Consider the following 20,622-nt stretch of genomic DNA (forward strand, 5'->3'; position numbering starts at 1 on the left):
ATTGGCATTGGCCACCGACACCCGCATCTCCCGACAGGCGGTAAGCGGGTACGATCCCCGCCCCGGCTGTATATCTGGGGGAACCTCAGAAGTCCCCGGCATCTTCTTGCGGCCCATTCGTCCGCTGGCACCCTTTCAATGTACAGGAAAACTACTCTTCCTGAAACATTTGTGTTTTCATCAGTTGAGAGTGACTTGCGTTATCTTCCATCCAATTCTCGAAGTCATAGGGAGAATTGATTTTAACTCCCTTTTCTCTCAGCAACAAAATCAGGCTCTTGAGGATTTCGGTCATATTTGTTTTCACTTGGAATCCGTTACCTCATAGTCTTCAATGTGCATGTCATGGACGGTTGCCCCGTCAGTGGTAGAGGCAAAATCGTAATCCACCTCATCAATGACATCGCCCACGTCAACCCCCTCATCCATATCGAGAATGAGTTGAACCTTGACGTTGACGTAAACCTTACGACTTGCCATTGCTTGCTCCCTTTTTTCTTCGTGATCCGCAATCTGCTCACGTTGTTTGTCGGTCAGATTGTCGGATACTCTGAACTTTGGATCATACATATTGCACCAATGTACAGGAAAAGTGAGACCGCTGGGACTCGAACCCAGAACCTACGGCTTAAAAGGCCGTTGCTCTAACCATTGAGCTACGATCCCCACCCACTATCCCCAGATTGTCCAATTCGCCATCTGGGGAGTGGTGCCAATCGCTCTCTTCAGAAACAACAACTCAGTTCTCTCCAGCTTTTGGTAGAGATCAGATTCATCCCATCGGCAATACATCTTGCCCGCTTCCATTTCTTCCGATGTATCCTCATCGCTGAATATGAAAGTCTCGGCAGGCAGAGCGAAAGTCTTGGGAAACTTGTTCTCCAAAAGCTCTTGAAAACCCTCATGGTCGCCTTCTTCAATCAGCCATTGGGCTGTATCACGATCAGTGGGGTCAAACACGGTTAGAAGTTTCTCGGCTTCCAACACATACCCACTACAAGGATTGTCTTTCATGCTCATTGTTTGAGCAGTCCTTTCTTTCCGACCCATCGGGCAAAATCATCGCCCGACACCCGTAGCAAATCTTCAATCGTACACATGAAGAAATCTCTGCGACGGGTATCGGTGGGGTCGCTGAAACACTGCAACTCTGCCTCGCAGTAGCAAATCCCCGCTGCCGTGAAGGGGCCATTGTCCACAAGACAAACCGGCAGAAATCCTTCGGGAACATCCTCCCACTTCGGATTTATTGCAGGAATACCCTTCTCAGCCAAGAACGCTTCTTTCGACCGATTCGGTGGATTCACATAATAGCCCATGCTTACGCTGCTTTCTTTGGGGTTGGAGGTTTAGTGTCAAGCCACTTACGCTTACTGTTGCGTCTATCGTGGCGGTTCTGCCGCTGTTGCTTTTCTTTCCAATCTTTTCCACTTCGACCCATGATACTCCCTCAATGTACAGGAAAACTACTCAACTTGTGATGCTGATACCGAACCTTGTCGGCACCAACAGGAATGGTCTCAATTACTACACCGCTAGCATCGACTTCCATTCCTTGTGGCACTTGTACCACAATGCCGCCGAGATGTTTTGCCCGACGCAAAGCGTGGCCCTTGTAACGATATTGCTTTACACAGCCCTTGACGTTGCCAAACATGGCAAAGTTTCGCCAATAGCCATCATTGCACAATCGAAACCCGTTTGCGTTGATGATGAGAATCATGATTTTTCCACACAATTCTTCCAATTGCCGGGGGCAAAGCAGGCCACCGTGTTCCCGTTGGCGTCATAAATGGTCAACCCTACGTCGTTGGCCTGAAAATGATCCCCTTCAATCTCGTAGGTATGGCAACTCGATCCCTGTGTGCCATCCACAAGGAATGTCTTGGGGGACTTCATTGCTTCTTCCAACTTGGCGACCAAGGCAATCACGGCATTACGAACGTCGCTTTTCATTTTTTCTATCTCCGTTGTTTTGCTAATGTACAGGAAAACTAAAAAAGGAACCAAGGAATTGAACCTTGACTTGTCTTGCGTTTTCGCATTTTGACCGTGCAACCCGTTACACCAATTCCCCCATCCTACACCGTGAACACAAACGTATTGCCAAACTTGGCCTGTAGTTTTTTCTGACGTGTGACCATTGTACGAATTGGCGTGATAGCCTTGCGAAGATCGGCATCCGAGATTGTGCCGCTTGTTCCGTGTTGTAGATTCCCGGCAGTCTTCAACAAGTCCATCAATTTTTGGCACGCCTTGGACGGGGCACGCCAATAGGCCCACCCGTCTGATTGTTCATTGACTGCTTGCATAAGTCGCAAAAGCAAATCAATTCCCTTGCGTACATTGGGGCACTTATGGGATTGTTGTGCCGCCCATTCAATTTCAGATTGATTCATCATGCCCTTTCAATGTACAGGAAAACTACACTTCTACCTTTGCCTTGTCGGCAAGCATTTTCATGGTTTGGAGAAACTGGGGCAGATTCTTTTGATGCTGTCCCGTAAACTCCAGTTGCTCAAAATTGGGGAACTCTTGGATTGGGCCAACTATCCCAACTTCACCACCTCCCAGAGCATCCTTCATTGCCCCAAACATCGCAGCTATCATTTCGTTCCATTCCCCCAACTCTGTCACAAGGGCTTTGACATCGTATTTGCCGGGGTGCCAAGTATACACCCGCTTCTCTGCCCAAGGATCATCCGAATAGTGGGAAGGCCCATACTTGCCTTCGTCATTGGTTTCGACTTTCATCGTGGGCAGTTCGGCAATCCGATCAAGCAACGTAATCATGCCGACATGACAACGAACAAAATTGGGTACACCACCAGCCCGTGGGTCACTGGCATACTGGGTTTTGCAGAATCCGCCACCATGCCAGCCAGTTAAATGAGTTTTAATTTTAACTTGCTTCTCAAAAGCAGTTGGGCTTTTGTAGGATGGATGCCCATTCTTTTTCAGCCAGTTTTCCCATTTCTTCCAACTGAACTTCGGACCCTCATCCGTTTCTTGGCAGAACTTTCGATCACGGCAGGGGTGATAATGCACCTCTACATTCTCTGGATAGATACACAATCCAAAGTTAGCCCACTCCGAGCCGGGGCCGGGGTCCACATTGAAAGAATAAATCTCCAGCGGTTGAACGCAAACGCTGCTACTCCCCCTTGCCCATCGGGTAAACGGAATGACAAGATGCCGGGTTGCATCCAACACAGCATCAAAGGCTGGTAATCCCCGCAGATTTTCTATCGGGGTCTGGCATGTTTTGGGGCCAAAATACCGCACCTCATCATCGACATGCTCAAAGGGCAGATCGAGGGCAAGTTGCCGCATTTTTTCCACCAAAGCAATTGCCTTGGCTTTGCAACGGGTGGTACTTTTCAGATGGTAGTGTATTGTAAGTCCCATAGTATCCATCCAATGTACAGGAAAACTAAATGTTTTCGTAAGACTTCATTCGTTCCAGCACTGGGTTGCTATCATAGCCATCTGTCCAAGTGGACATATAATAGCAAATGGAACAGAGAATCATTCCTAATCCCCATTCCAACATCCAAGATTGGGCGACACCCAACAAGTAGGTATCAAGCCATACGGCTAGAATCGCAAGTCCGCTCCACCGGAGGTATCGGGCGACTCTCTTGTTTGTTTTCGGCAGCTTCACGGAATTGTCCACAGAAATCACCTCTTGTTTTTTCCTTGAACATATAGCAATGCCCACCTTCGTGGTGGAGATTCATCCAAAAGCATTTCGAGCAATCCATCAGTTCGCCCTTCCGTCTTCGGCTTTTCTGAAAAGGTCTTCGGCTTTCTGCAACTCCTCAAGAGTGTTGGATAGGAAACCCCGTCCAGACACACTCACAGCGGAGGCATGATTCGACAAAACTTCGGTCAGGATATTATTGCACCACCTAACAGCGTGCAACACAATCTCTTGTCTTGTTTCGAGTGTCATTCGCCCGGACCCCTTCCATCATCGCAAGGTGCAACAGGATTCCAAACATGCCCACAGTTGACGCACGCTTCGCCATACATCGCATCGTCGGGAATAGGCTCTTGACAATCCCCACATACCCCATCCTCATAGTCATCCTTGACCAAATGACGTGAACTCTCCAAAGCCCCAGACATATCCAAAATCTCAGGCTCTTGCTGGTTGATGTCGCCCCAGTAAACCAGTCTGATTGTATCATCCTGTTTCTCAATGAGAATGGGGGCATAGTCGCCATCGTAAACCGCCATTCCCTTGGGCTGGATAGAGATACCATCTTTGCCGAAAATGAGCTTGACAGGGGTAGAACCCTTACCTTCCATTACATCGGGCAGATCAAACTCAAGCACCGTTCCGATTTCAATTTTCATCTTGATTCCCTTTCGATCACCCAATGTACAGGAAAAGGGGCAAGGTGGGACCGGGCGAAGTGCCCTATGTTCTCGTTTCCCACCTTGCCCCTATCGCACTAGCATCAAAAAAATCTTTTACAAAACCTGCCTTGCTACTGGTATGCCGTACCTAGCCGAATTCTGTCTTCCACACCGTATCGGGTGCGAGCGTTGAAATCCTATTCAGAATTGAGCCGGGCACAGAAAACGTGTCCCGGTGTCGGCAGGTCAACAGTAACAAGACAAGCAGCACCACCATGAATGGCATCATTTGCTTGTCCCTTTCAATCTCTCAATGTACAGGAAAACTACTCGATTTTACCCGCAATCCTCCCTGTCGTCAGCAACTCCATTATTTCGTCTTGGGTAGGAATAAAGGGGAATGGACAACCCTCATTCCAACATGTCCCATTTTGATCGAACAAGTCATACAACCCATCGTCAATCTCACACAAGTCCATCTGACTCACTGCCGGGCCGCACACTGGAATGGGTGGATCGAACGTATAGGTTTTGATTGTGTTGTTCATATCTCACCAATGTACAGGAAAACTAATGTTCGGGAACACCAGCCCACTCCAAGAGTTCAACATCTCCAGGGGCTATGTACTGAGACAGCGATTGGAGTTCTGCTATCTCAGCATAACTGATGCGTTCCGCCCTTATCTCACGCCGCAGATACTCTAATCTTTCCTTCATGATGATTTCCGTAACCTTTTCACGGCTTGGAGTTTCGGGGAAGTATTTATATGCCCATCGCTTCCCTGATTGATCGTGCAACTCATACAAATCTCTTGTGCCACCAATACGGCCAACCTCAATGCGACTTACTCCATTGATCGGTGGGTCAAACTCAAATTGTCGTATGACCATAACTAATTGCCCCCCGTATCTGATCGAATCAGTCGAGCAATCTCCCTGCCAAACTTGAATCGCTTGTTGGTAGTGATGTCTTCACCAACAAAGGGAAACTTCGGTCGGCGGGGACAAATCTCAACCAACTTATAATGTTTTCCCGCATAGGTGAACATCACCCCAAAATCTTCGGGCTTCAACCCAAACAGCCCGGCATATCTGTCGAAGTCCTTGACTGCCGGGGACTCACCGTTTTTTCCAAGCTCTGCAATTTCCAGCTTAAAATTAACAGAGTTGTCGGTATATGAACCCCGACCCACCGTTATTTCTAGCTTGTTTTTCGCAGCAATATCGGCCAATGCAGCTTGGCAAACTTCACGGAGCAACTTGACTTGAGCCCTGTCCATATTTTCCCTCAATGTAGGCTTTGGCGACATGTTCCACTATGGATTCAACTACAGTGTTTTCCAGATGATCGAGGTTGCACACAACATCCTCAAATGCACGGTCAGCAGTTGCCTTGATTCGCCGCAGAGTTTCATTGAAATCCTCGGCTTTTACAGGCGAATTTCTTTCAGGCTCCATAAAGAAATTGATCTTGTCAATTACTTCCTTACGCAGCCTGTCGATTTCATGTCGTGCTTGACCAAATCGCATTGCTTACCTCACCATCCAGAAACAAAAAGGCAGAAACAGCACTAACAGCAACAAGCCGATAGCACATGCCATTCTAATCACCCCCTTTCAATCGTTTCCCCCCGCTTGAAAGGTTCTACAACGGCAATGTACAGGAAAACTCAGTAATGATTTCCCGTATCGACACAGAGAACATCCACCCCAGCCATCCCAATGGATACATCCTCTGCTAATGGATGGACAAATCCTTCATTCTCCCCATAGTCCAAAGCGTCTCGAATAGCGGTTTGGACTGACTTCCTTAGTTGTTCGGAAGTAATCTTGTTCTTGTCCTCAGGGTCACACAAACTCACTTGAGTTGTGATAAGAATGGTCATCTCAACTGGATCGTTGTCTTCCAACTCAGCAGCGGGCTGCATGACTTCCAACAACTGGCCAATCTTTTCCAAAACAGCACCCTTGGAAGAACATGGATGCACATAGTTGTTGGCAGTTCGCCCATCGGTAACTACCCAAGTACCATCGGGCATTTCATAGATGCCAACTAAATTGAGTTTGTTACATTTTTCAGCCAGTGTTGTCCGAGTTGCTTCGTTCATTTTTATTTTCTCCAAAAAAAAAGGCAGGGTAGTATACCACCTGTCCCAGCAACAGCCCGCCAAAGCACCCCATTGGAGTGAAGGGGATCGAACCCTCGGTATTGCAGGTAGTTACAGAGAACCTTCTGTATAAACCTTCAGACTCAGCGGTAGGTTCTTACTACCCCACCTTTTCGCCTCTTCTTAGTAAACAGGCGGAAGTCGCCTCACCTCACCAGGATACGGAATCGGAGCCGCATTGCAGGGTGGAAGAACTTGTGGTTCCCCCGTTGATCCTGCCACACCGTTGATGCCCCGGACATATCCACACAAGGCGGCATACAGGGTGGCGGCACACATGTTGGATGATAACTCTCAACCAAGGCACACGCTGGAATTGTACACAACGCCAGCAACAGCAAACACAAGCTAAACCATCTCACTTCCATTCTCCTTCTTCTGGGTTTCCGTTCACACAACAAATAGCCAATGTACAGGAAAACTAATCCTCTCTTCCTGTGCAGAATTTGTGAAAGTGACGATCTTGCTGAGGCAGTGCTTTGAATTCGTTGAATTGCTCCAAATTGATCGGAGTAAATCCCGACATTGCCACAACATGGTATCGAACCAAACGATCTTCTACCTCAATCACATCCCCAACCGAAACACTGGGGTGCCTCTGAGGCTGAAAATCATTCTGGCCGAAATAAAAGACTTGATCGAGCAAAGAGCCACTTCGCTCTTCATCGGGAACTTCAACTTCCCGAATCTCTCCAGGCTCACCAAACGCCAGCATGTGGACTTTGACTATCATTTTGTTTCCCTTTCAATTCCCCAATGTACAGGAAAACTAAACACGCCAAATGGGTTCTCTCAACAACCCTGCAAGACTGCTCCCAGCGGCCAATTGCGTCAAGTCCTTGCTGCCCTCTGGGTGAATGTTCACCACTCCATCATCCGTACCTGACACAACATATTGATGCTCACCCTTAAAGGGAGATTCTTTTACAGCCACAATCCCCACAAACATCATCAACTTTGTGCCAGGAGGACATGATGCTGGAGCTTGTGCAACATCCCTAAAAAATATCTGACCTGTCATTGGGGCTCCTTTAGTTCGCCAGTGCCAATTGGTTTCAACATGTCATCAAAATCATAGTATTCCTCCCATTCCGCTCTGGTACGAAATACCTTGATACCCTTAGTGGTGAGTATCGCATCCAATTCATTGGCTAGCTTGCGGACTTTCCTCAAACCAATTTTATTGGTGTGACAATCGGTGGCATATACTCCTCCGATTGTGCCGTGATTCACTTCCACCTCAAGATCATATTCCCATCGTTCCGAATTCGGCATGATGGCAATGTATACCGCCTTAGCGGCACAGAGAATATCATCCACAAACTCTTGTAGCGTCATTGTTGGTCTTTCCAATGCTTTTGAACCATTTCCACCATTTGCCACTTCTGGGTAAACCTATCAGGTTTTGGAAAGCCTATCATTGCGAAATAGGCTTTCGTCATCTTGGCTGCATGACCAGTTTTGGACAATGCTTTGGTTGGGTCTTCATACAGCGTGTTGAGCCAGTTGAGAAAAGTGCAATCAATGCTGTCCCACATTTCCTCGCTGTCAACGGTGGGAGCTTCCTTGGGATACAAGGAAAAATAACATAGAGCTAGTTTACGGGGCTCGTTGCCCTCAAGTCTGGCCCTTTCCATCAGCTTGGCCACTTCGCTTTCCGGCCCCAAGTCTTCCTCAAAACAATCTTGAACATCGCCCCAATTAGAAAAGGCATAGCTCAAGACATGGCTAAGCAGTTTCCATTGCTTGACTGTGAGAGGTTTCGGTGGTTGCATAAATGCCATCAATGTTTTGCTCATTTTTCACCTTGCTGGTACGCAGTAATTAGCCCCATCCACCCGCCAGGACATATCCCCATCGGTCACACGAATGACCGGACCATCCACGGCTTGAATACAATTTCTTTTCACAGAGGAAACTTGAGCCACAATAAATTGCGGCTTGTCTCTATCACAGTCAAGGGCAACAGTTAAAACTAATTGCCCTTGGTGCAATTCATTTTGAACAGAATGAATATGCTCGAAAGCTGCCCAATAAGCATCACTGTCTTCTTGGGTTTGACGGGCACCACAACCTTCTCGGAACTTGACATAAAGACCATCAATTTCAATGGCTTGTTCACGAGTAATGGGTCCGAGAGCGTGCATAAGATATATCCTTTGTGTTAGAATGGATGCTGTGGCGTGATTTGGCTTGGGATTGCTTGGGACAATGGCCATGCCTAATGCGTTTCACAGCATCCACTATCCAATGTACAGGAAAACTATCCCAAATCCTTGAAAAAAGAGTTTGGGAAGCATATATACGGTATGGAAAACACAGAACAAAAGTATTGCTATAAGTGCAAACAAACAAAACCAAAAAACATGTTTGGCAAACACTGCAACAAACGTGATGGACTTCGTGATGAATGCAAAAAGTGCCACATCATCAATGTCAAAAAACAAACACGCAAAAAAAAACTATGGCTTAAAGAAGCCATACAAGAAATGAAAAGACAAAATCCTTGTTGTTTTTGCGGGGAAACCGAACCCATTTGTCTTGACTTCCACCATCTTGACGAACAAAAAGAAGTCATTATTTCACAAGTTATTCATACTTGTGCAACATGGAAGCGGCTCGAAACTGAGGTTGCTAAATGCGTAATCATTTGTGCCAATTGCCATCGCAAACTTCACATCGGATTGCTGACATTAACAGGAAAAGAATCACGCCCCGAAGTTATCAGGGCGTGACTCTCTATTGCCTGTCGTCCCCTACATTCGGGGTGCTTCACAGGACAACTCAGGCGGCTTCGGCAACCGGACGGCCACGGGTGATTTCGATCTTCGCTTCGTTCGCCCAGGCGACCAGCATCGGATTCGTGGGGCAAGCCTTGCCCTTCGACTCCAGGTGTTCCCGAACCTTCTTGTGGCTCTGGAACTTGGCGAGCAGCTTGACGATCTGCTCCTTGTCATACACTGCCGGGCGACCACGACCGGGGACTTCGATTCCCGCCGCAACGGCCCGCTTACGCAGGGTGGCGAGACAGGGCGACTTGCCCTCCCCGTCCAAGATACGCTTCGCACCCGACAAACCGTGCTTCTTGACCAAAGACAGCACATGACGATCCTGATTCGCTTTCTGCAAGCTCTTCGACATAACAATTCTCCTTTCGAGAGAGTAGAGTAAAACTTGTCCCTTGCACCACTTCAATGTACAGGAAAACTAATCATTTCCCTGTTTAATACTTTTTGACAATCGGCTCATCGCTGTTGATGATTTTGCCCTCATCGTTGACATGTACGAAAAACGTATCAGTCAAAACCGGGGCCGCTCCGATTCCACGCTCGGATACTTCGGTTTTGCAATATATCATTACCCGAAATGATTTCTGGGTAATCGGGGTTGCCCTTGTCAAACAAGAGCTAATTTGGCACAAATTGTGCGGCTTGCCCAGTTGCTTGAACACATTGTCCAAAACAACTTGAGGATCAATCGTGCTAACCGGAGGAACCTCATCCTCTTGACGCTGTTTCTTTTTCGTGGTCGCTTCAATTCCTGGCACAGCTAAGCTCCTTGCTGCAAAAGTCTTGCACAAACGTAAACGCTCCCTCATCAGCATGGACATTCAGGGTGACTTCCCCTTTGTTCCAATCTTCATTTGCACCACGCAAAGCATAAAACCCGCTAATGATGCAAATACACGGGGCATCCATCGTTGCCCATCGCAAATATGGTTGAAACTCATCTCCAACCATGCACCCATCCTTTTGGGCACATTTTTTGATGAAAGTGAAACCACGCTCATTTAACCATTTTTTGATAAAATAGAAAAGAGCATGTTCCCCCTTTGCATGTTTTATCCCATAAAAGGTTGGGTCGCCAGCCTCCCGCACAAAAGTAACACTCCCATTCTCCTCAAAATTGTGCGGTTTGCCGAAATTGAATTTTGCTTTCATCGTTCCCTCCTGCCCTTCCAATGTACAGGAAAACTAAATGTTTTCCCGCAACCCCTCTTGCCATTCCTTGCAACCAGGAAGATTTTCTCGCACAAATTGCTCCAATGCCTCTTGTGCCCCCGGATTGTCGGCCAGAAAACTAGTCAGGTCGTCATAGCCCAATGCTTGGAATAAATTCTCCAAACAGGCTACCCCAGACTCCCCTTCCAAATGGTAGCGTGGTTGTGAACGAATATAATCGTCCACCAATTCCTCTGCCGCCAAGGAATCTGCCAATTGCTTCAACGCAGACAATTTCTTTTTTGCCATTGAAATATCCTTACCCTGAACTGTCAACCTCGAATTCTTTACCACAATCGGGGCAACGAAGCAAATGTAAACAATTGCCCAAACCCCGTATTTCCTTCGCCTTACTGTGTGGACACAGCTTTCTCACCCCACGGGATAACTTATCAATCGCCCGCATAATTGTGTCCACCCCGCTCCAGGGTAAACACACATGAGAATCCGATGTCCAACTAGCATCGGGATGCCATATCGTAATGTAAACTCCAGCAAATCGAACGGGTGGGTCTTGATACGCCAGTGGCATCCCAGTTTGGACAACACAACCATAATTCAAACTAATTGAAATTGATTGCTTGCCACCCTTGAATTCCCATTCCTTACATGCCATAAGATCATGGAATTTGTCCCATATCTTATTCCACTTGGCATGAGGCATTACCAAATACGTTTTCGGCAATACCCGCAAGGCTTTCGTTAGCTGTTGTTTTGTTTTATTGTTCATTTTTTCTCCAAAAAAAGCTGACTGGGAGATCGTAAGACCATCAACCAGTCAGCTTCGGGCGGGGAACACACCCACAATGTACAGGAAAACTAATCCTCCTCAGTTTGCCCAATGCACACAGACCAATCACCCTCTTCGCTGAGATAACTCCAATCCTCCTCAATCTCAGTCATGATTTCTTCGGTCACTGTCACGCCGTTCTCAATCACAATCTTTTTGACCAACTCGATGCCCTCTTCGATAGTATCAACGGCATTGACTTGCCCAAGCAAATTGTCACGAATCTGTGCAACAAACATGGTTCCCTACTTTCTGAAAAAAACCAACCAAACACAAAATGCCACCAACACTATCGGAATGAATGGTCCAGCTATTGCCACCATTATCATTATGATGACAATGATCGGGATAAGGATGACGACTAATGCTATGCAACAGACAATTACCCCGAGAATACTGAAAATTAGTTTTTCGAGATCGTTCATTTTGCCATCCAAGTCCCGCAAACCCCCGTCACTACGCAGGCATCCCAATCCTTCTCTTCGCCATCTTCACAGGCGGCATCTTCAGGAGCATCGGGATTGTCCATCGTGGCAACAACACGGGCAAGAACCAATCGCTCTGCCAAATCATTGGCTTGTCCGTCGCTCAAATGATCGGGAACCTCAATCGTAATGGTCCCCTCAAACTTCACATTCACATCAATTGTTTTCATGTTATCCCAATGTACAGGAAATCTACCAGAACTTGGAAATGAAATGAGCCGCCACCCAAATGATTGTGCCCCAAACCACCACAAACGTAATGGCAAATAACACAAATCCAGTAATTCCCAACTTGAAAATCCAATTCATTTTCTTTTCTCCAAAAAGGAGTGGGGGGCACGGTACACAAAGCGACTGACCGCTGTAGCCGGATAGCCGAAGCTACTGTACTACTTGGTGACTGGCGATGTCCCATCGTGCCCCCGCACACTTCCCTCAATGTACAGGAAAACTATTTGCCCGCATATCCTCTGGGAATTTCTTCGTCGTCAAATCGAGCTTGCCGCTCTTGCAACTCGTCAATCAACTCCCGCAGTTGAGCAACAACCGGCTTGATATGCTCGTTTTTGGATTTCCCAAATACCTCACACATAATCTCCGCACCCTTCCAATTTGTTTCAAACTCAAATTGGAATTGTGATGCCAGAGATACCTTCGGCTTCTTCAGCCCTTCGATGTAACGAATGGCTGTAAGCAAAGCATGAGACATCTGGGGATTCATCTTCAATGTCGCCCGCTCACCCCCACACAACCTTGTCCGAATGCCAGACAATTGAGCGTCAGGGTAATCGACAAACATCTTGCACAAGGCATTGCATTGCTCCCCAGTCAATGCCACAGATACCACACAATTGAATCGCTCACCCAAATCAATGTTTTCGCTCAAGAGAGGCAACAACACGTCCCCCTCCATCCAGAACATGAATCGTCCGTTAAAATAACGGAGATCGAATTTCTTTTGTTTCTTTTGGACCAGAAAATAAGGTTTGAATTTCATTTAATCCTCGTTTCAAGAATACTTCCCACGATCATCCTCATCTTCAGGATCAAGGAGATCATCGTTGACTACTTCTGCCCCCACCATTGTTGCCCATCCTAGACGAATGTTGGATTCCAATTCATCATCCACCCACTCATTCTCCAGCACAGATGAGAGAAGATGAATTATCTCTTCCTCAAATGCCTTGGGGTCATGATTTTTTAGTTTCGCCGCAGCCACAAGCTGACGGGCTTGTTTGTGTCGTGGTAAGCTGGCATCAATTTGCAGTTTGTTCATCATGCCCTTCCAATGTACAGGAAAACTAATAATCTATCCGTTGAAGCTGCCCATCCCACCAATAGCGTGTTTTCAACTTGCCTGTAATACGATTGGTGATACAAGCCCATCGTTCTCCCACACCAACAACTAACCCCTGAGCCTGTTCCATTGCTTGGGAAAGATTGCCAGCTTTGCCAGAGGCAATACGCTGACCAGCACTAAATGCCTCAACTTTCCAGCGTTTCATGCTACTTCCCTCACTTCTCCAACCACCTGAGAGGCATGCTCACAGTCATGCTCACCAGGAAATTCCAAATCGGGAGCCAATCGGTCGGCTTTATTCTTGGCATCGTGCCGATCCTTAGCTTCAACCGTAATTAACTTGCGGCGATAACCAATGCGAATTACTTCAACATCGAATTTCATACATCCTCCAAAAAGACGGGTATGGCGTCTTCTCTGAGTCGCAACCCAGCTTGTTTCGCTGATTCAACTAAATCTAAATTAAGATACTTCTGCAACAATTGCAGATATATCCCCATGAACAAGGCACCATGATGATTGCTCCGACCATCACAAGTGCTAGTCATGCTGTGAGCTAACTCATGCAGAATTATCCAAGTGTAGGTCTTCTCACCAAACCTGACCGCTATCCTGGTTGCATCTGCTTTTTTTGTTTTCTTTTTGAACATGGGCATTACTTGGGGAGGAAATTCCAATCCCCGCTCTGCCCATATATGATTCACAATGGGTTGAATTGCCTCAAACAAAACTTCCGTTATGTCGTGAGGTGCTACCGCCCATCGCTCCCATGCATACACTCTGTTTTGTTGTGGGTCTTTCATATCAGGTCAATGTACAGGAAAACTAATCCCATTTTCCAGGGGCAAACCCGGCAAATTCACCATCCTTCACAATAATCTGGTCAAGGTTGAGTTGTGAATCGTAGTATTCCAGTCGCCGCCCTTGTGGTAACAACCCCTGCCTCACCAATGTCTCCACCACAAACTCTGCATCATTTGTTACAGATTTATTTTGCGGTTGATTAGTGTCCCGTATCACAAGACACTCATCGGTTGATTCTAAATCCATTATCTCCCACTCGGCGTGCATAATGCCTCCTCAATAATCGCTGTGGCGTCGTCGTTGATTTCCTCCTCCGTCTTCCCCCGAACATCCTGAATAATGAATTCAGGTCCATCTGAAGCAAGGAAGAGAACTTTCCTACTGACAATGCCATTGGAGGTATGAACACAGCATCCAGCAGCAACGGCTCGACCATCGCTACCAAATCCAACAAGCCGGGGAAGTTTTGTAATCATTTCAGCACCCTTTCACTCACCCAATGTACAGGAAAACTACCATGCTACGTCAGGCATACTACTCGTTTCCGTCCAACCTTCCCGTTGTGAATCAGGTGGTACAGGAAATTTAATGACAGGGCAACCTTTACACCAACTAGAATAAATGACAGTGCGACACTCAATTTCTTTGTCTTTTATTCGTGGGAAGGCTTTCTTGGCCATCGCAATCATGCGTTGAAAAGATGGCAGACTGTGATCGTAACAATTGGCAATAATATACGCATTGCCAAATCGTTTTTTGTCCGGCTCTTGTGCAGTGCCAAAGTCTACCTCATGCGTAACAATGTATTTGTTATATGTCATGTTATATCCTAAATGAAAACAACAATGGAGGATTGGATACCTCCCGACTGCAACCGCTGTTAGCTTTAGAATCCCTGGTGCTTGCAGCCACACCTCAGATTGCTTAGCGTACCTCGCCCAGGTGAGGATTGTTGTTATTCCAAATACCCTACCACGTTGCCCGGCAAAGGCCGATTGAGATTCACCTTGTCACCAGCCTCTTGGCCTTTTCTGAAAGCTGAATTGTCGTTGTAACAAGGATTGCGGGCAGCTTTCTTCAATCGAATACCCAATTGATCGAATGCATCCTTCACCTTGTCACGCTTCACCGTAATCAAACTGGTTCCGGTGCTTATGCTCTCGCCCGTGATTTCATCAACTTCCATAATCACAGGGGCCTCTGCCCGCTCCTCAACATGACGGGCTTGCATCATTTCCCGCAGCCTGTGAGATATGCGGTTCGACATCCCCTTCTGAAAACTCACACTCAATTTCTTCCGAGGACATCGAATGTCATAGGAACCCTTGCCCAACTTGTAGGATTCTGAATCCTTGTAGCCAGTAGTGGCCGTATCCATCGCATCCAAAATAATGCCATAGAGATACTTCGCCATTTCAACATCGGTCGAAAGACCAAACAGATGATAGGCTTTCTCCCACCCATACCAAATACGACAATCGCAAAACTCTGCAATCGCCGTCACGCAGAGGTCAATGGGATGCCTTCGCTTCCGGCCCGTGGGAATTACCCCATCCACACACTTGGCTTCACCCAAGAATACTCGGTCCATTGATAGGTTATACACCTTCATCAATTGACCAATCTTGTGAGCCGCCGCCATCGCTTCGGCTTCTGTGCAACCACGATTGACCGTCTTCTGACACAAATCCTGAATGGTCTGAATAACTTTTTGAATTTCCATTATGTTCTCCTTGCCACTCCAATGTACAGGAAAACTAAGTGTCGATGATCCTCTTGACAGCCTTACGCCACAACAGACGGGCATTGTATTCCGCAATGCGTGCCATCAGCTTTTCCGTGCTGGAATCCTGCAATGGAGTAACTTGAATGGTGGCATACGGCTCACCCTTGTTGAGAGAAAAAAGTTCCCTCTTGGCAGCAGTATGAGCCTCCTTGACCACCATCTCCAGCGATTCACAACAATTGACAATATCCAATGCCAATCGAGTGAGTGTCTGTCGCTCGTGGTCGCACAATTCCTGTAGCTCTTGATCTGTGTTCATTTGCACAACCCTTGGAAAAAGACCATCCACTCGTGGAACTTCCCCGGCCACAATAGCATAACACCTATCAGGCCAGTAATAAAGCCATCAAGAACGCACAGCAGGCTTTTCATTGTAATGCTCCATACACCACGAATAAAAATCAGGTAGAGAATTGGCTTCGTAAAAACAAAAATTAGGTGAATTGACGATTGCTTTGATTTCCGCAACCCACCTGTTCTGGATATTTTCCCTATCCTTCTCAAGCCACGCCCACATCGCCATTTCCCGTGAATCGCCCATTATGCCGTCACCGTCTTCCTGCCGTCATACAAAACTACTTGATTGTCGCCAATCGGCTGATCGACAACTTCCAAATCATCGAAACCAATGCCGCCCACCCAAATCAAAACCTTCTCTTGTTTTGCAGCACTTGCCATGAGCGTGCGATAGGATTGACGCATGGACTTGGACAAACCAGCGATAATCTCTTCTTTAGTCGGCATAGTATCTCCCCAATGTACAGGAAAACTAGGACCGCAGAAAATCCGTTACGCTTCGACACCACTTCTCAGCAGACCCAAGACTCTCAAACTCCTCCAAGATACGGAGATATGTCTTGGATTTCCCCGCATACGTCAGTGGTGTAACCCAAAAGGTTCTCACCCCACAGGAAAATCGGGACGGCTGAGTTAAATGTATCTCAATGTTGTTGATTTGTTTTATTTTCATGAGGAAATACCACCAATTCCCTTCCTGCCCCCTCATTGATATTGCGGGCACAGCGTGGACAATAATACTCCCCACTGTCAGAATGCCGACACGCATTCTTTTCAGTTACCATTCTGTCACAAGCTGTGCGTCTGCATTTTATTGGAAACATGATGTCTCAATGTACAGGAAAACTAATGCGAAACCATCGGCTGGCAGTAACCATCAAAAGAAGAGTAAATCAACATCCCAAATGGCTGATACCCCAAACGAATCAATTCTGCCACCTCAGCTTCCAATTCCGCAAGTGTAGTGCCCTTGGCAACTTTATAGTCTTGTATCATAATTGCTCCGACAAAAGCGACCACGCAGCATGTATCCGCTTGAATTCAATCGGATCACCGCCATGATCTGGGTGGTGTTGCATTGCCAATTCTCGATACCGCTTGTCCAACTCTGCTCGACTCGGCTTGAAAGTAAATCCCAATACGTCAAAGGGATCATCCTTTTTCAACGTGGCCGATGCTTCCGCATGATTCATCCTCTCATCCCAAGCAGAACGCCACTCGGCACGATTGCCCCGACCCGTACTGGGATCGTAGGTCTTGTATCCGTCCAAAAAACCCTTCTTGGGCTTCTTTATTTTACCAACCATGTAAATGGCCCCCAACTTCTGCCCGCCACTGTAGTGTATTCCTTCCACCAAAAAGGAAACACCCACAGAACAAAACGATATATCCTAATCTTGAAATACTTGTTCCTCATTTCTTCCACTTCTCCGCAAGTCGCTTTTTCGCCTCTTGTGCCGACCGAGCTTCAGCCAATCGTTCCGCCACCGTCTTATTGACTGGCTTCTTGAACAATTCAGCCACCCGTTGTTTCCGTTTCATTTTAACCTCGGATGCTTGACCCGAAGATCAGGCAATGCATTCCCATGAATCTGAGATAAATTTAATCCACATCCCTGGGTCAAATGCTTGCAACAACGTACCCCATGACGGGCTCGACGGTAGCCAGGACAGGAACATCCCCATTGCCCAGTTTTCTTGTTCTGTGCAACAATGTAAATCCGATTACTGGTTTCAGAACGGATTTCAAACCGATTACACCATTGGTCATTGTCGGGCAGCGAAACTGCTCCGTATGGCCGTGTTGCTAATGCTGTTCCCATAATGTCCTCAATGTACAGGAAAACTAAACAAACCCCCACCAACGGGTGTGGCTGAAAAACGCTACATCTTGCAAATGTAACAGAATTCCGCCACACCCATTAGAGGTATTAGTGTTTGTCGAAAACCACATCTCGACCCAATTTCGGCAAGTTCCAACACATGCCGCAATGCTCACAACCACCGGGACACTCTATCGCATCCTTCGGAATTCTATTATCGACACCAACACGAACCAGCCCCCTCCTTTTACTTTCCCCATCCCGTATCCAAGCCACTGGCAGTTTGTTGGGATTATCCATCTTGTATCCCGGCCAAGCCGAAAACAAGATAGTCGCATTTTCCGGGCGAGTATGTTTCCGCAACCATTGATTCGCCCAACCATATCGTTTCGTGAAAATGAGAAACTTAGTATCGGGAAACTCCCCGACGAATTCCATCATCTTGCAGAAAAACGAATAGGATGGACAATCACCCGAAACAAAAAACCGAAACCACCCCACTGTGCGGCTGGCAAACTGCTCCCGCAAATCTGCAAAGAATTCGACAGGATTGCCAGCCAAACGAGTATTGTGGGTCCAAGCCTTGCGAACTGAAGGATACATCAGTTTCTTGGCGTAACATCCCTTGTTTCGACAAGGGGCATCCTTCGCACACGTCACACAAGGCAATAAGGAAAGATTAGGTATCTTTCCCAATTTCGTGTTGCCCGCAATGACCTTGACTCCGCTCTCACTCCATGAATGAAACTTAGGCATGATATTCCTTGGCTTGAGGTTGTTGTTACGCAATCCCAATGTACAGGAATACTACTCTTCCAATTCCGCCATGAATTCCGAATACTCGCATTCGTTCTCCACAGAGAGAACTTTCCCAATCACACGGCCAGTTTTAACCACAATCAATTGTCCACCCTCTTGAATGGTTGTGGCGATCCTGCCGTCCCGCAATCCTCGGTCCAACTTTCCTTCCGTCATCTTGGGGTCCGTAATCAATACGGTTTGTTCTACTGTCCCCGAAACATCGAAAGAAATGCGGAATTCCCGTCCTACTGGTTTCTTCACGTCACACCTCCTGAATTTCTAGGACTATTTCACCACCAAATTTCTTGTGTTGCACTTTCTCAATCAATTCTCTGAATTCAGCCAGTGCAGCCTTTTTGACTTCGTATTTGCCCACATTGTCCACAATAATGGGCGTGAGAAGCTTGACATAATACGATTTCGGACGGGCATTCATCGCATCAGCTACTTTCTGAGCAGCTTGAAATGAAGCAAAGCGTCTCAATCTGCCTTTGGGAGTATCCAAAGTTGCATGAGTTTCATGGTTATGCACAAACCACGTAAACTTGCCGCCCGCTCCAGAAGCCGCTTTCCAACCTATGAATTCACTCATGCTTTTTCCCTCCTGCCCCCGCAATGTACAGGAAAACTATCGTTCCATGATTTTCGACGCAATGTACAGGAAAACTAATTGTAATGTTAATCTAAACAGTTTGGGTAATTTGTATACTTTATAATTCTTCTGGAAACTTGTTTAAAACCCATTTATCATTAATTTAATCATTTTTCCCACCATTACATTAAATATATCATTTAACTGTACATTGAATTTATTTTATTTAATTTTATATCAAGACCCCTCACCAAATCTATTTAATTTAATTTTAAATTAGGGGTCGATCTTGCCCCAATAGGAGTGCATTTAAGACCCAATTAAATTAAATTTAATGCCTGGGATGCCTTAAAAGCAATTCAAATGCGTTACATACACTCGGGACTAAGCCCTGATTTTTAATCATTTTGAACTTTTATGCTCCTCTATGACGTAACCCCTTGGGTCATATAGGTTTACAATATAGAATAATTTATGATTAAAAATGGGCAAGAAACCCACAAGAGGAAGGAGTAATGAGGCAGGAATGGGCAAGAAACCCACAAACTGGAAGAATTAACTAGAGGGTGCGAGGCATTACCAATCCAACATACGGCGGAAGTATTGGTTTTCATTTTCTTTTGGACCAACAGCTTTCGTTGGCTGCTTGGCCTGCTTGGATATTTTGTTATTTAAAGAGAGAGCTAATCCACCATTGGGCAGCAGATGTAATCCTTTGTCTTTAGGATATGTCTTGGCAGGATATGTCTTGGCGTGTTTTTTAGATTTTGTTTTATGTTTATTAATGAATCTTTGGAGGATTTGCTGGGGGTCTTGATAGAATTTCCCCCAGACGAGGAATTCGACTTGTCGTAGATAATACCTAATAGTTCCACTTGTTTCCATAGCTAAACAATCTGCCAATCCTTTGATAACATCTATGAGTTTGTGGGTAGGGAATGGTTTAGCATCGGAACAGAGTGCATAGGGAGAAATGCCTTTGATATTGGGGAAGGGGTGGGCTACGAATATTTTATTAGCACAATTAGCTGGCAGATGGGTGAGATTAGCTTGTTTGGCCCAGAGAAAGAGCCGTATGGCGTTAATAAGTTCAATTTGTAGATCAATCAGGCCATTGTGCCAATTGAGAGGTTTGATTTCTTGAGAGTGTTGATTGAATCCTATTAGGATTGGGTTATCGACATTAGGGATATTTTGTTTCTTTTTCTTAGGTTTTGATTTAGTGACAGGCTGTTGAATAATTTGCTCGAATATATCTCTGATTTTGGGACTGGGGGTATCTTTTTTCATATTTGTCGCCTTTTGTCACATTAGGGCCTATTTATTAACAGGATATATGCGGGTGCGGATACATCCCGTGTGCAGGATGTATCCCGTGTGCAGGATGTATCCCGTGTGCAGGATGTATCC

Annotated in this window: 41 protein-coding genes and 1 tRNA gene; 2 read left to right on the plus strand and 40 right to left on the minus strand. The window is 46.3% G+C overall.

All coding sequences use genetic code 11. From position 1 onward, the window contains the following. The coding region (locus tag M0R80_23530; GenBank protein ID MCK9462602.1) for a hypothetical protein at nt 1-328 on the plus strand (328 nt) is incomplete at its 5' end. Here the strand turns inward: M0R80_23530 and M0R80_23535 are convergent. The 17 genes from M0R80_23535 to M0R80_23615 form a co-directional block, all read right to left on the minus strand. Continuing rightward, a complete protein-coding gene (locus tag M0R80_23535) occupies nt 304-570 on the minus strand; it encodes a hypothetical protein (GenBank protein MCK9462603.1) in 267 nt (88 codons plus the stop codon). The genes M0R80_23530 and M0R80_23535 overlap by 25 nt on opposite strands. A gap of 23 nt (nt 571-593) precedes the next feature. Then, nucleotides 594-666: transfer RNA gene (locus M0R80_23540), tRNA-Lys, on the minus strand. Nucleotides 667-672: 6 nt separating this feature from the next. After that, nucleotides 673-1,020: a hypothetical protein gene (locus M0R80_23545; GenBank protein ID MCK9462604.1), complete on the minus strand. Its 348-nt coding sequence runs from the start codon at nt 1,018-1,020 to the stop codon at nt 673-675. Further along, a complete protein-coding gene (locus tag M0R80_23550) occupies nt 1,017-1,319 on the minus strand; it encodes a hypothetical protein (protein ID MCK9462605.1) in 303 nt (100 codons plus the stop codon). Before M0R80_23550 ends, M0R80_23545 begins: the two co-directional genes overlap by 4 nt. Nucleotides 1,320-1,450: 131 nt before the next feature. Then, a complete protein-coding gene (locus M0R80_23555; GenBank protein MCK9462606.1) occupies nt 1,451-1,723 on the minus strand; it encodes a hypothetical protein in 273 nt (90 codons plus the stop codon). After that, nucleotides 1,720-1,956 (minus strand): hypothetical protein, encoded by a 237-nt coding sequence (locus M0R80_23560; GenBank protein MCK9462607.1) that lies wholly within the window; start codon nt 1,954-1,956, stop codon nt 1,720-1,722. Before M0R80_23560 ends, M0R80_23555 begins: the two co-directional genes overlap by 4 nt. A gap of 125 nt (nt 1,957-2,081) precedes the next feature. Next, nucleotides 2,082-2,402, minus strand: coding sequence for a hypothetical protein (locus M0R80_23565; GenBank protein ID MCK9462608.1), 321 nt, complete (start codon nt 2,400-2,402; stop codon nt 2,082-2,084). Between the two features lie 22 nt (nt 2,403-2,424). Next, nucleotides 2,425-3,408, minus strand: a complete 984-nt coding sequence (locus M0R80_23570; protein MCK9462609.1) for a hypothetical protein — start codon at nt 3,406-3,408, stop codon at nt 2,425-2,427. A gap of 543 nt (nt 3,409-3,951) precedes the next feature. After that, nucleotides 3,952-4,362, minus strand: a complete 411-nt coding sequence (locus M0R80_23575) for a hypothetical protein (protein ID MCK9462610.1) — start codon at nt 4,360-4,362, stop codon at nt 3,952-3,954. Nucleotides 4,363-4,935: 573 nt separating this feature from the next. Continuing rightward, nucleotides 4,936-5,256: a hypothetical protein gene (locus tag M0R80_23580; protein MCK9462611.1), complete on the minus strand. Its 321-nt coding sequence runs from the start codon at nt 5,254-5,256 to the stop codon at nt 4,936-4,938. A gap of 2 nt (nt 5,257-5,258) precedes the next feature. Further along, complete coding sequence (locus M0R80_23585; protein ID MCK9462612.1) at nt 5,259-5,645, minus strand: hypothetical protein; 387 nt, start codon at nt 5,643-5,645, stop codon at nt 5,259-5,261. After that, a complete protein-coding gene (locus M0R80_23590) occupies nt 5,614-5,895 on the minus strand; it encodes a hypothetical protein (GenBank protein MCK9462613.1) in 282 nt (93 codons plus the stop codon). Before M0R80_23590 ends, M0R80_23585 begins: the two co-directional genes overlap by 32 nt. Before the next feature lie 140 nt (nt 5,896-6,035). Next, nucleotides 6,036-6,473 carry a hypothetical protein gene (locus M0R80_23595; GenBank protein ID MCK9462614.1) on the minus strand — a complete coding sequence of 146 codons (438 nt, stop codon included), beginning with the start codon at nt 6,471-6,473 and terminating at the stop codon, nt 6,036-6,038. A 481-nt stretch (nt 6,474-6,954) separates the two neighbouring features. Continuing rightward, complete coding sequence (locus tag M0R80_23600; GenBank protein ID MCK9462615.1) at nt 6,955-7,266, minus strand: hypothetical protein; 312 nt, start codon at nt 7,264-7,266, stop codon at nt 6,955-6,957. 284 nt (nt 7,267-7,550) lie between these two features. Next, nucleotides 7,551-7,871: a hypothetical protein gene (locus tag M0R80_23605; protein ID MCK9462616.1), complete on the minus strand. Its 321-nt coding sequence runs from the start codon at nt 7,869-7,871 to the stop codon at nt 7,551-7,553. Further along, nucleotides 7,868-8,332: a hypothetical protein gene (locus M0R80_23610; protein ID MCK9462617.1), complete on the minus strand. Its 465-nt coding sequence runs from the start codon at nt 8,330-8,332 to the stop codon at nt 7,868-7,870. The genes M0R80_23605 and M0R80_23610 overlap by 4 nt, the downstream gene beginning before the upstream one ends. A gap of 3 nt (nt 8,333-8,335) precedes the next feature. Then, complete coding sequence (locus tag M0R80_23615; protein MCK9462618.1) at nt 8,336-8,680, minus strand: hypothetical protein; 345 nt, start codon at nt 8,678-8,680, stop codon at nt 8,336-8,338. Between the two features lie 129 nt (nt 8,681-8,809). On the opposite strand from M0R80_23615, the gene M0R80_23620 reads away from it, so the two are divergent. Further along, nucleotides 8,810-9,268, plus strand: a complete 459-nt coding sequence (locus M0R80_23620) for a hypothetical protein (protein ID MCK9462619.1) — start codon at nt 8,810-8,812, stop codon at nt 9,266-9,268. Nucleotides 9,269-9,317: 49 nt separating this feature from the next. Here the strand turns inward: M0R80_23620 and M0R80_23625 are convergent, their stop codons facing one another. The 23 genes from M0R80_23625 to M0R80_23735 form a co-directional block, all read right to left on the minus strand. Further along, nucleotides 9,318-9,674, minus strand: coding sequence for a hypothetical protein (locus tag M0R80_23625; GenBank protein ID MCK9462620.1), 357 nt, complete (start codon nt 9,672-9,674; stop codon nt 9,318-9,320). 82 nt (nt 9,675-9,756) lie between these two features. After that, nucleotides 9,757-10,080 (minus strand): hypothetical protein, encoded by a 324-nt coding sequence (locus M0R80_23630; protein ID MCK9462621.1) that lies wholly within the window; start codon nt 10,078-10,080, stop codon nt 9,757-9,759. Next, entirely contained in the window at nt 10,067-10,474 is a 408-nt protein-coding gene (locus M0R80_23635) for a hypothetical protein (protein MCK9462622.1), read from the minus strand. Before M0R80_23635 ends, M0R80_23630 begins: the two co-directional genes overlap by 14 nt. A gap of 33 nt (nt 10,475-10,507) precedes the next feature. Next, nucleotides 10,508-10,783 (minus strand): hypothetical protein, encoded by a 276-nt coding sequence (locus M0R80_23640; GenBank protein ID MCK9462623.1) that lies wholly within the window; start codon nt 10,781-10,783, stop codon nt 10,508-10,510. 570 nt (nt 10,784-11,353) lie between these two features. Then, complete coding sequence (locus M0R80_23645; GenBank protein ID MCK9462624.1) at nt 11,354-11,563, minus strand: hypothetical protein; 210 nt, start codon at nt 11,561-11,563, stop codon at nt 11,354-11,356. A gap of 182 nt (nt 11,564-11,745) precedes the next feature. Then, nucleotides 11,746-11,979 (minus strand): hypothetical protein, encoded by a 234-nt coding sequence (locus M0R80_23650; protein ID MCK9462625.1) that lies wholly within the window; start codon nt 11,977-11,979, stop codon nt 11,746-11,748. Nucleotides 11,980-12,260: 281 nt separating this feature from the next. After that, nucleotides 12,261-12,806, minus strand: a complete 546-nt coding sequence (locus tag M0R80_23655; protein ID MCK9462626.1) for a hypothetical protein — start codon at nt 12,804-12,806, stop codon at nt 12,261-12,263. 12 nt (nt 12,807-12,818) lie between these two features. Further along, a complete protein-coding gene (locus M0R80_23660) occupies nt 12,819-13,088 on the minus strand; it encodes a hypothetical protein (GenBank protein ID MCK9462627.1) in 270 nt (89 codons plus the stop codon). A gap of 22 nt (nt 13,089-13,110) precedes the next feature. Next, nucleotides 13,111-13,314 (minus strand): hypothetical protein, encoded by a 204-nt coding sequence (locus M0R80_23665; GenBank protein ID MCK9462628.1) that lies wholly within the window; start codon nt 13,312-13,314, stop codon nt 13,111-13,113. Further along, the gene (locus M0R80_23670; GenBank protein ID MCK9462629.1) at nt 13,311-13,493 is read right to left on the minus strand and encodes a hypothetical protein; all 183 of its coding nucleotides are present in this window, start codon (nt 13,491-13,493) and stop codon (nt 13,311-13,313) included. The genes M0R80_23665 and M0R80_23670 overlap by 4 nt, the downstream gene beginning before the upstream one ends. Beyond that, the gene (locus M0R80_23675) at nt 13,490-13,912 is read right to left on the minus strand and encodes a hypothetical protein (protein MCK9462630.1); all 423 of its coding nucleotides are present in this window, start codon (nt 13,910-13,912) and stop codon (nt 13,490-13,492) included. Before M0R80_23675 ends, M0R80_23670 begins: the two co-directional genes overlap by 4 nt. Nucleotides 13,913-13,934: 22 nt before the next feature. Next, a complete protein-coding gene (locus M0R80_23680) occupies nt 13,935-14,180 on the minus strand; it encodes a hypothetical protein (GenBank protein ID MCK9462631.1) in 246 nt (81 codons plus the stop codon). Between the two features lie 245 nt (nt 14,181-14,425). Further along, nucleotides 14,426-14,734: a hypothetical protein gene (locus tag M0R80_23685; GenBank protein ID MCK9462632.1), complete on the minus strand. Its 309-nt coding sequence runs from the start codon at nt 14,732-14,734 to the stop codon at nt 14,426-14,428. A gap of 134 nt (nt 14,735-14,868) precedes the next feature. Continuing rightward, complete coding sequence (locus M0R80_23690; protein MCK9462633.1) at nt 14,869-15,636, minus strand: DUF2786 domain-containing protein; 768 nt, start codon at nt 15,634-15,636, stop codon at nt 14,869-14,871. A 34-nt stretch (nt 15,637-15,670) separates the two neighbouring features. Next, complete coding sequence (locus M0R80_23695) at nt 15,671-15,958, minus strand: hypothetical protein (GenBank protein MCK9462634.1); 288 nt, start codon at nt 15,956-15,958, stop codon at nt 15,671-15,673. Between the two features lie 87 nt (nt 15,959-16,045). Next, the gene (locus tag M0R80_23700) at nt 16,046-16,240 is read right to left on the minus strand and encodes a hypothetical protein (GenBank protein MCK9462635.1); all 195 of its coding nucleotides are present in this window, start codon (nt 16,238-16,240) and stop codon (nt 16,046-16,048) included. After that, nucleotides 16,240-16,443 carry a hypothetical protein gene (locus M0R80_23705; protein ID MCK9462636.1) on the minus strand — a complete coding sequence of 68 codons (204 nt, stop codon included), beginning with the start codon at nt 16,441-16,443 and terminating at the stop codon, nt 16,240-16,242. Before M0R80_23705 ends, M0R80_23700 begins: the two co-directional genes overlap by 1 nt. 399 nt (nt 16,444-16,842) lie before the next feature. Then, the gene (locus M0R80_23710; protein MCK9462637.1) at nt 16,843-16,992 is read right to left on the minus strand and encodes a hypothetical protein; all 150 of its coding nucleotides are present in this window, start codon (nt 16,990-16,992) and stop codon (nt 16,843-16,845) included. Then, complete coding sequence (locus M0R80_23715) at nt 16,989-17,369, minus strand: J domain-containing protein (protein ID MCK9462638.1); 381 nt, start codon at nt 17,367-17,369, stop codon at nt 16,989-16,991. Before M0R80_23715 ends, M0R80_23710 begins: the two co-directional genes overlap by 4 nt. Nucleotides 17,370-17,927: 558 nt before the next feature. Continuing rightward, nucleotides 17,928-18,614 carry a hypothetical protein gene (locus M0R80_23720; GenBank protein MCK9462639.1) on the minus strand — a complete coding sequence of 229 codons (687 nt, stop codon included), beginning with the start codon at nt 18,612-18,614 and terminating at the stop codon, nt 17,928-17,930. A gap of 12 nt (nt 18,615-18,626) precedes the next feature. Beyond that, nucleotides 18,627-18,881, minus strand: coding sequence for a hypothetical protein (locus M0R80_23725; GenBank protein ID MCK9462640.1), 255 nt, complete (start codon nt 18,879-18,881; stop codon nt 18,627-18,629). Between the two features lies 1 nt (nt 18,882). Next, nucleotides 18,883-19,212, minus strand: a complete 330-nt coding sequence (locus M0R80_23730) for a hypothetical protein (GenBank protein ID MCK9462641.1) — start codon at nt 19,210-19,212, stop codon at nt 18,883-18,885. A gap of 576 nt (nt 19,213-19,788) precedes the next feature. Continuing rightward, nucleotides 19,789-20,502, minus strand: coding sequence for a hypothetical protein (locus M0R80_23735; protein MCK9462642.1), 714 nt, complete (start codon nt 20,500-20,502; stop codon nt 19,789-19,791). Nucleotides 20,503-20,622: the final 120 nt, after the last annotated feature.

Source organism: Pseudomonadota bacterium (genome assembly GCA_023229365.1).
GTDB lineage: Bacteria > Myxococcota_A > Polyangia > JAAYKL01 > JAAYKL01 > JALNZK01.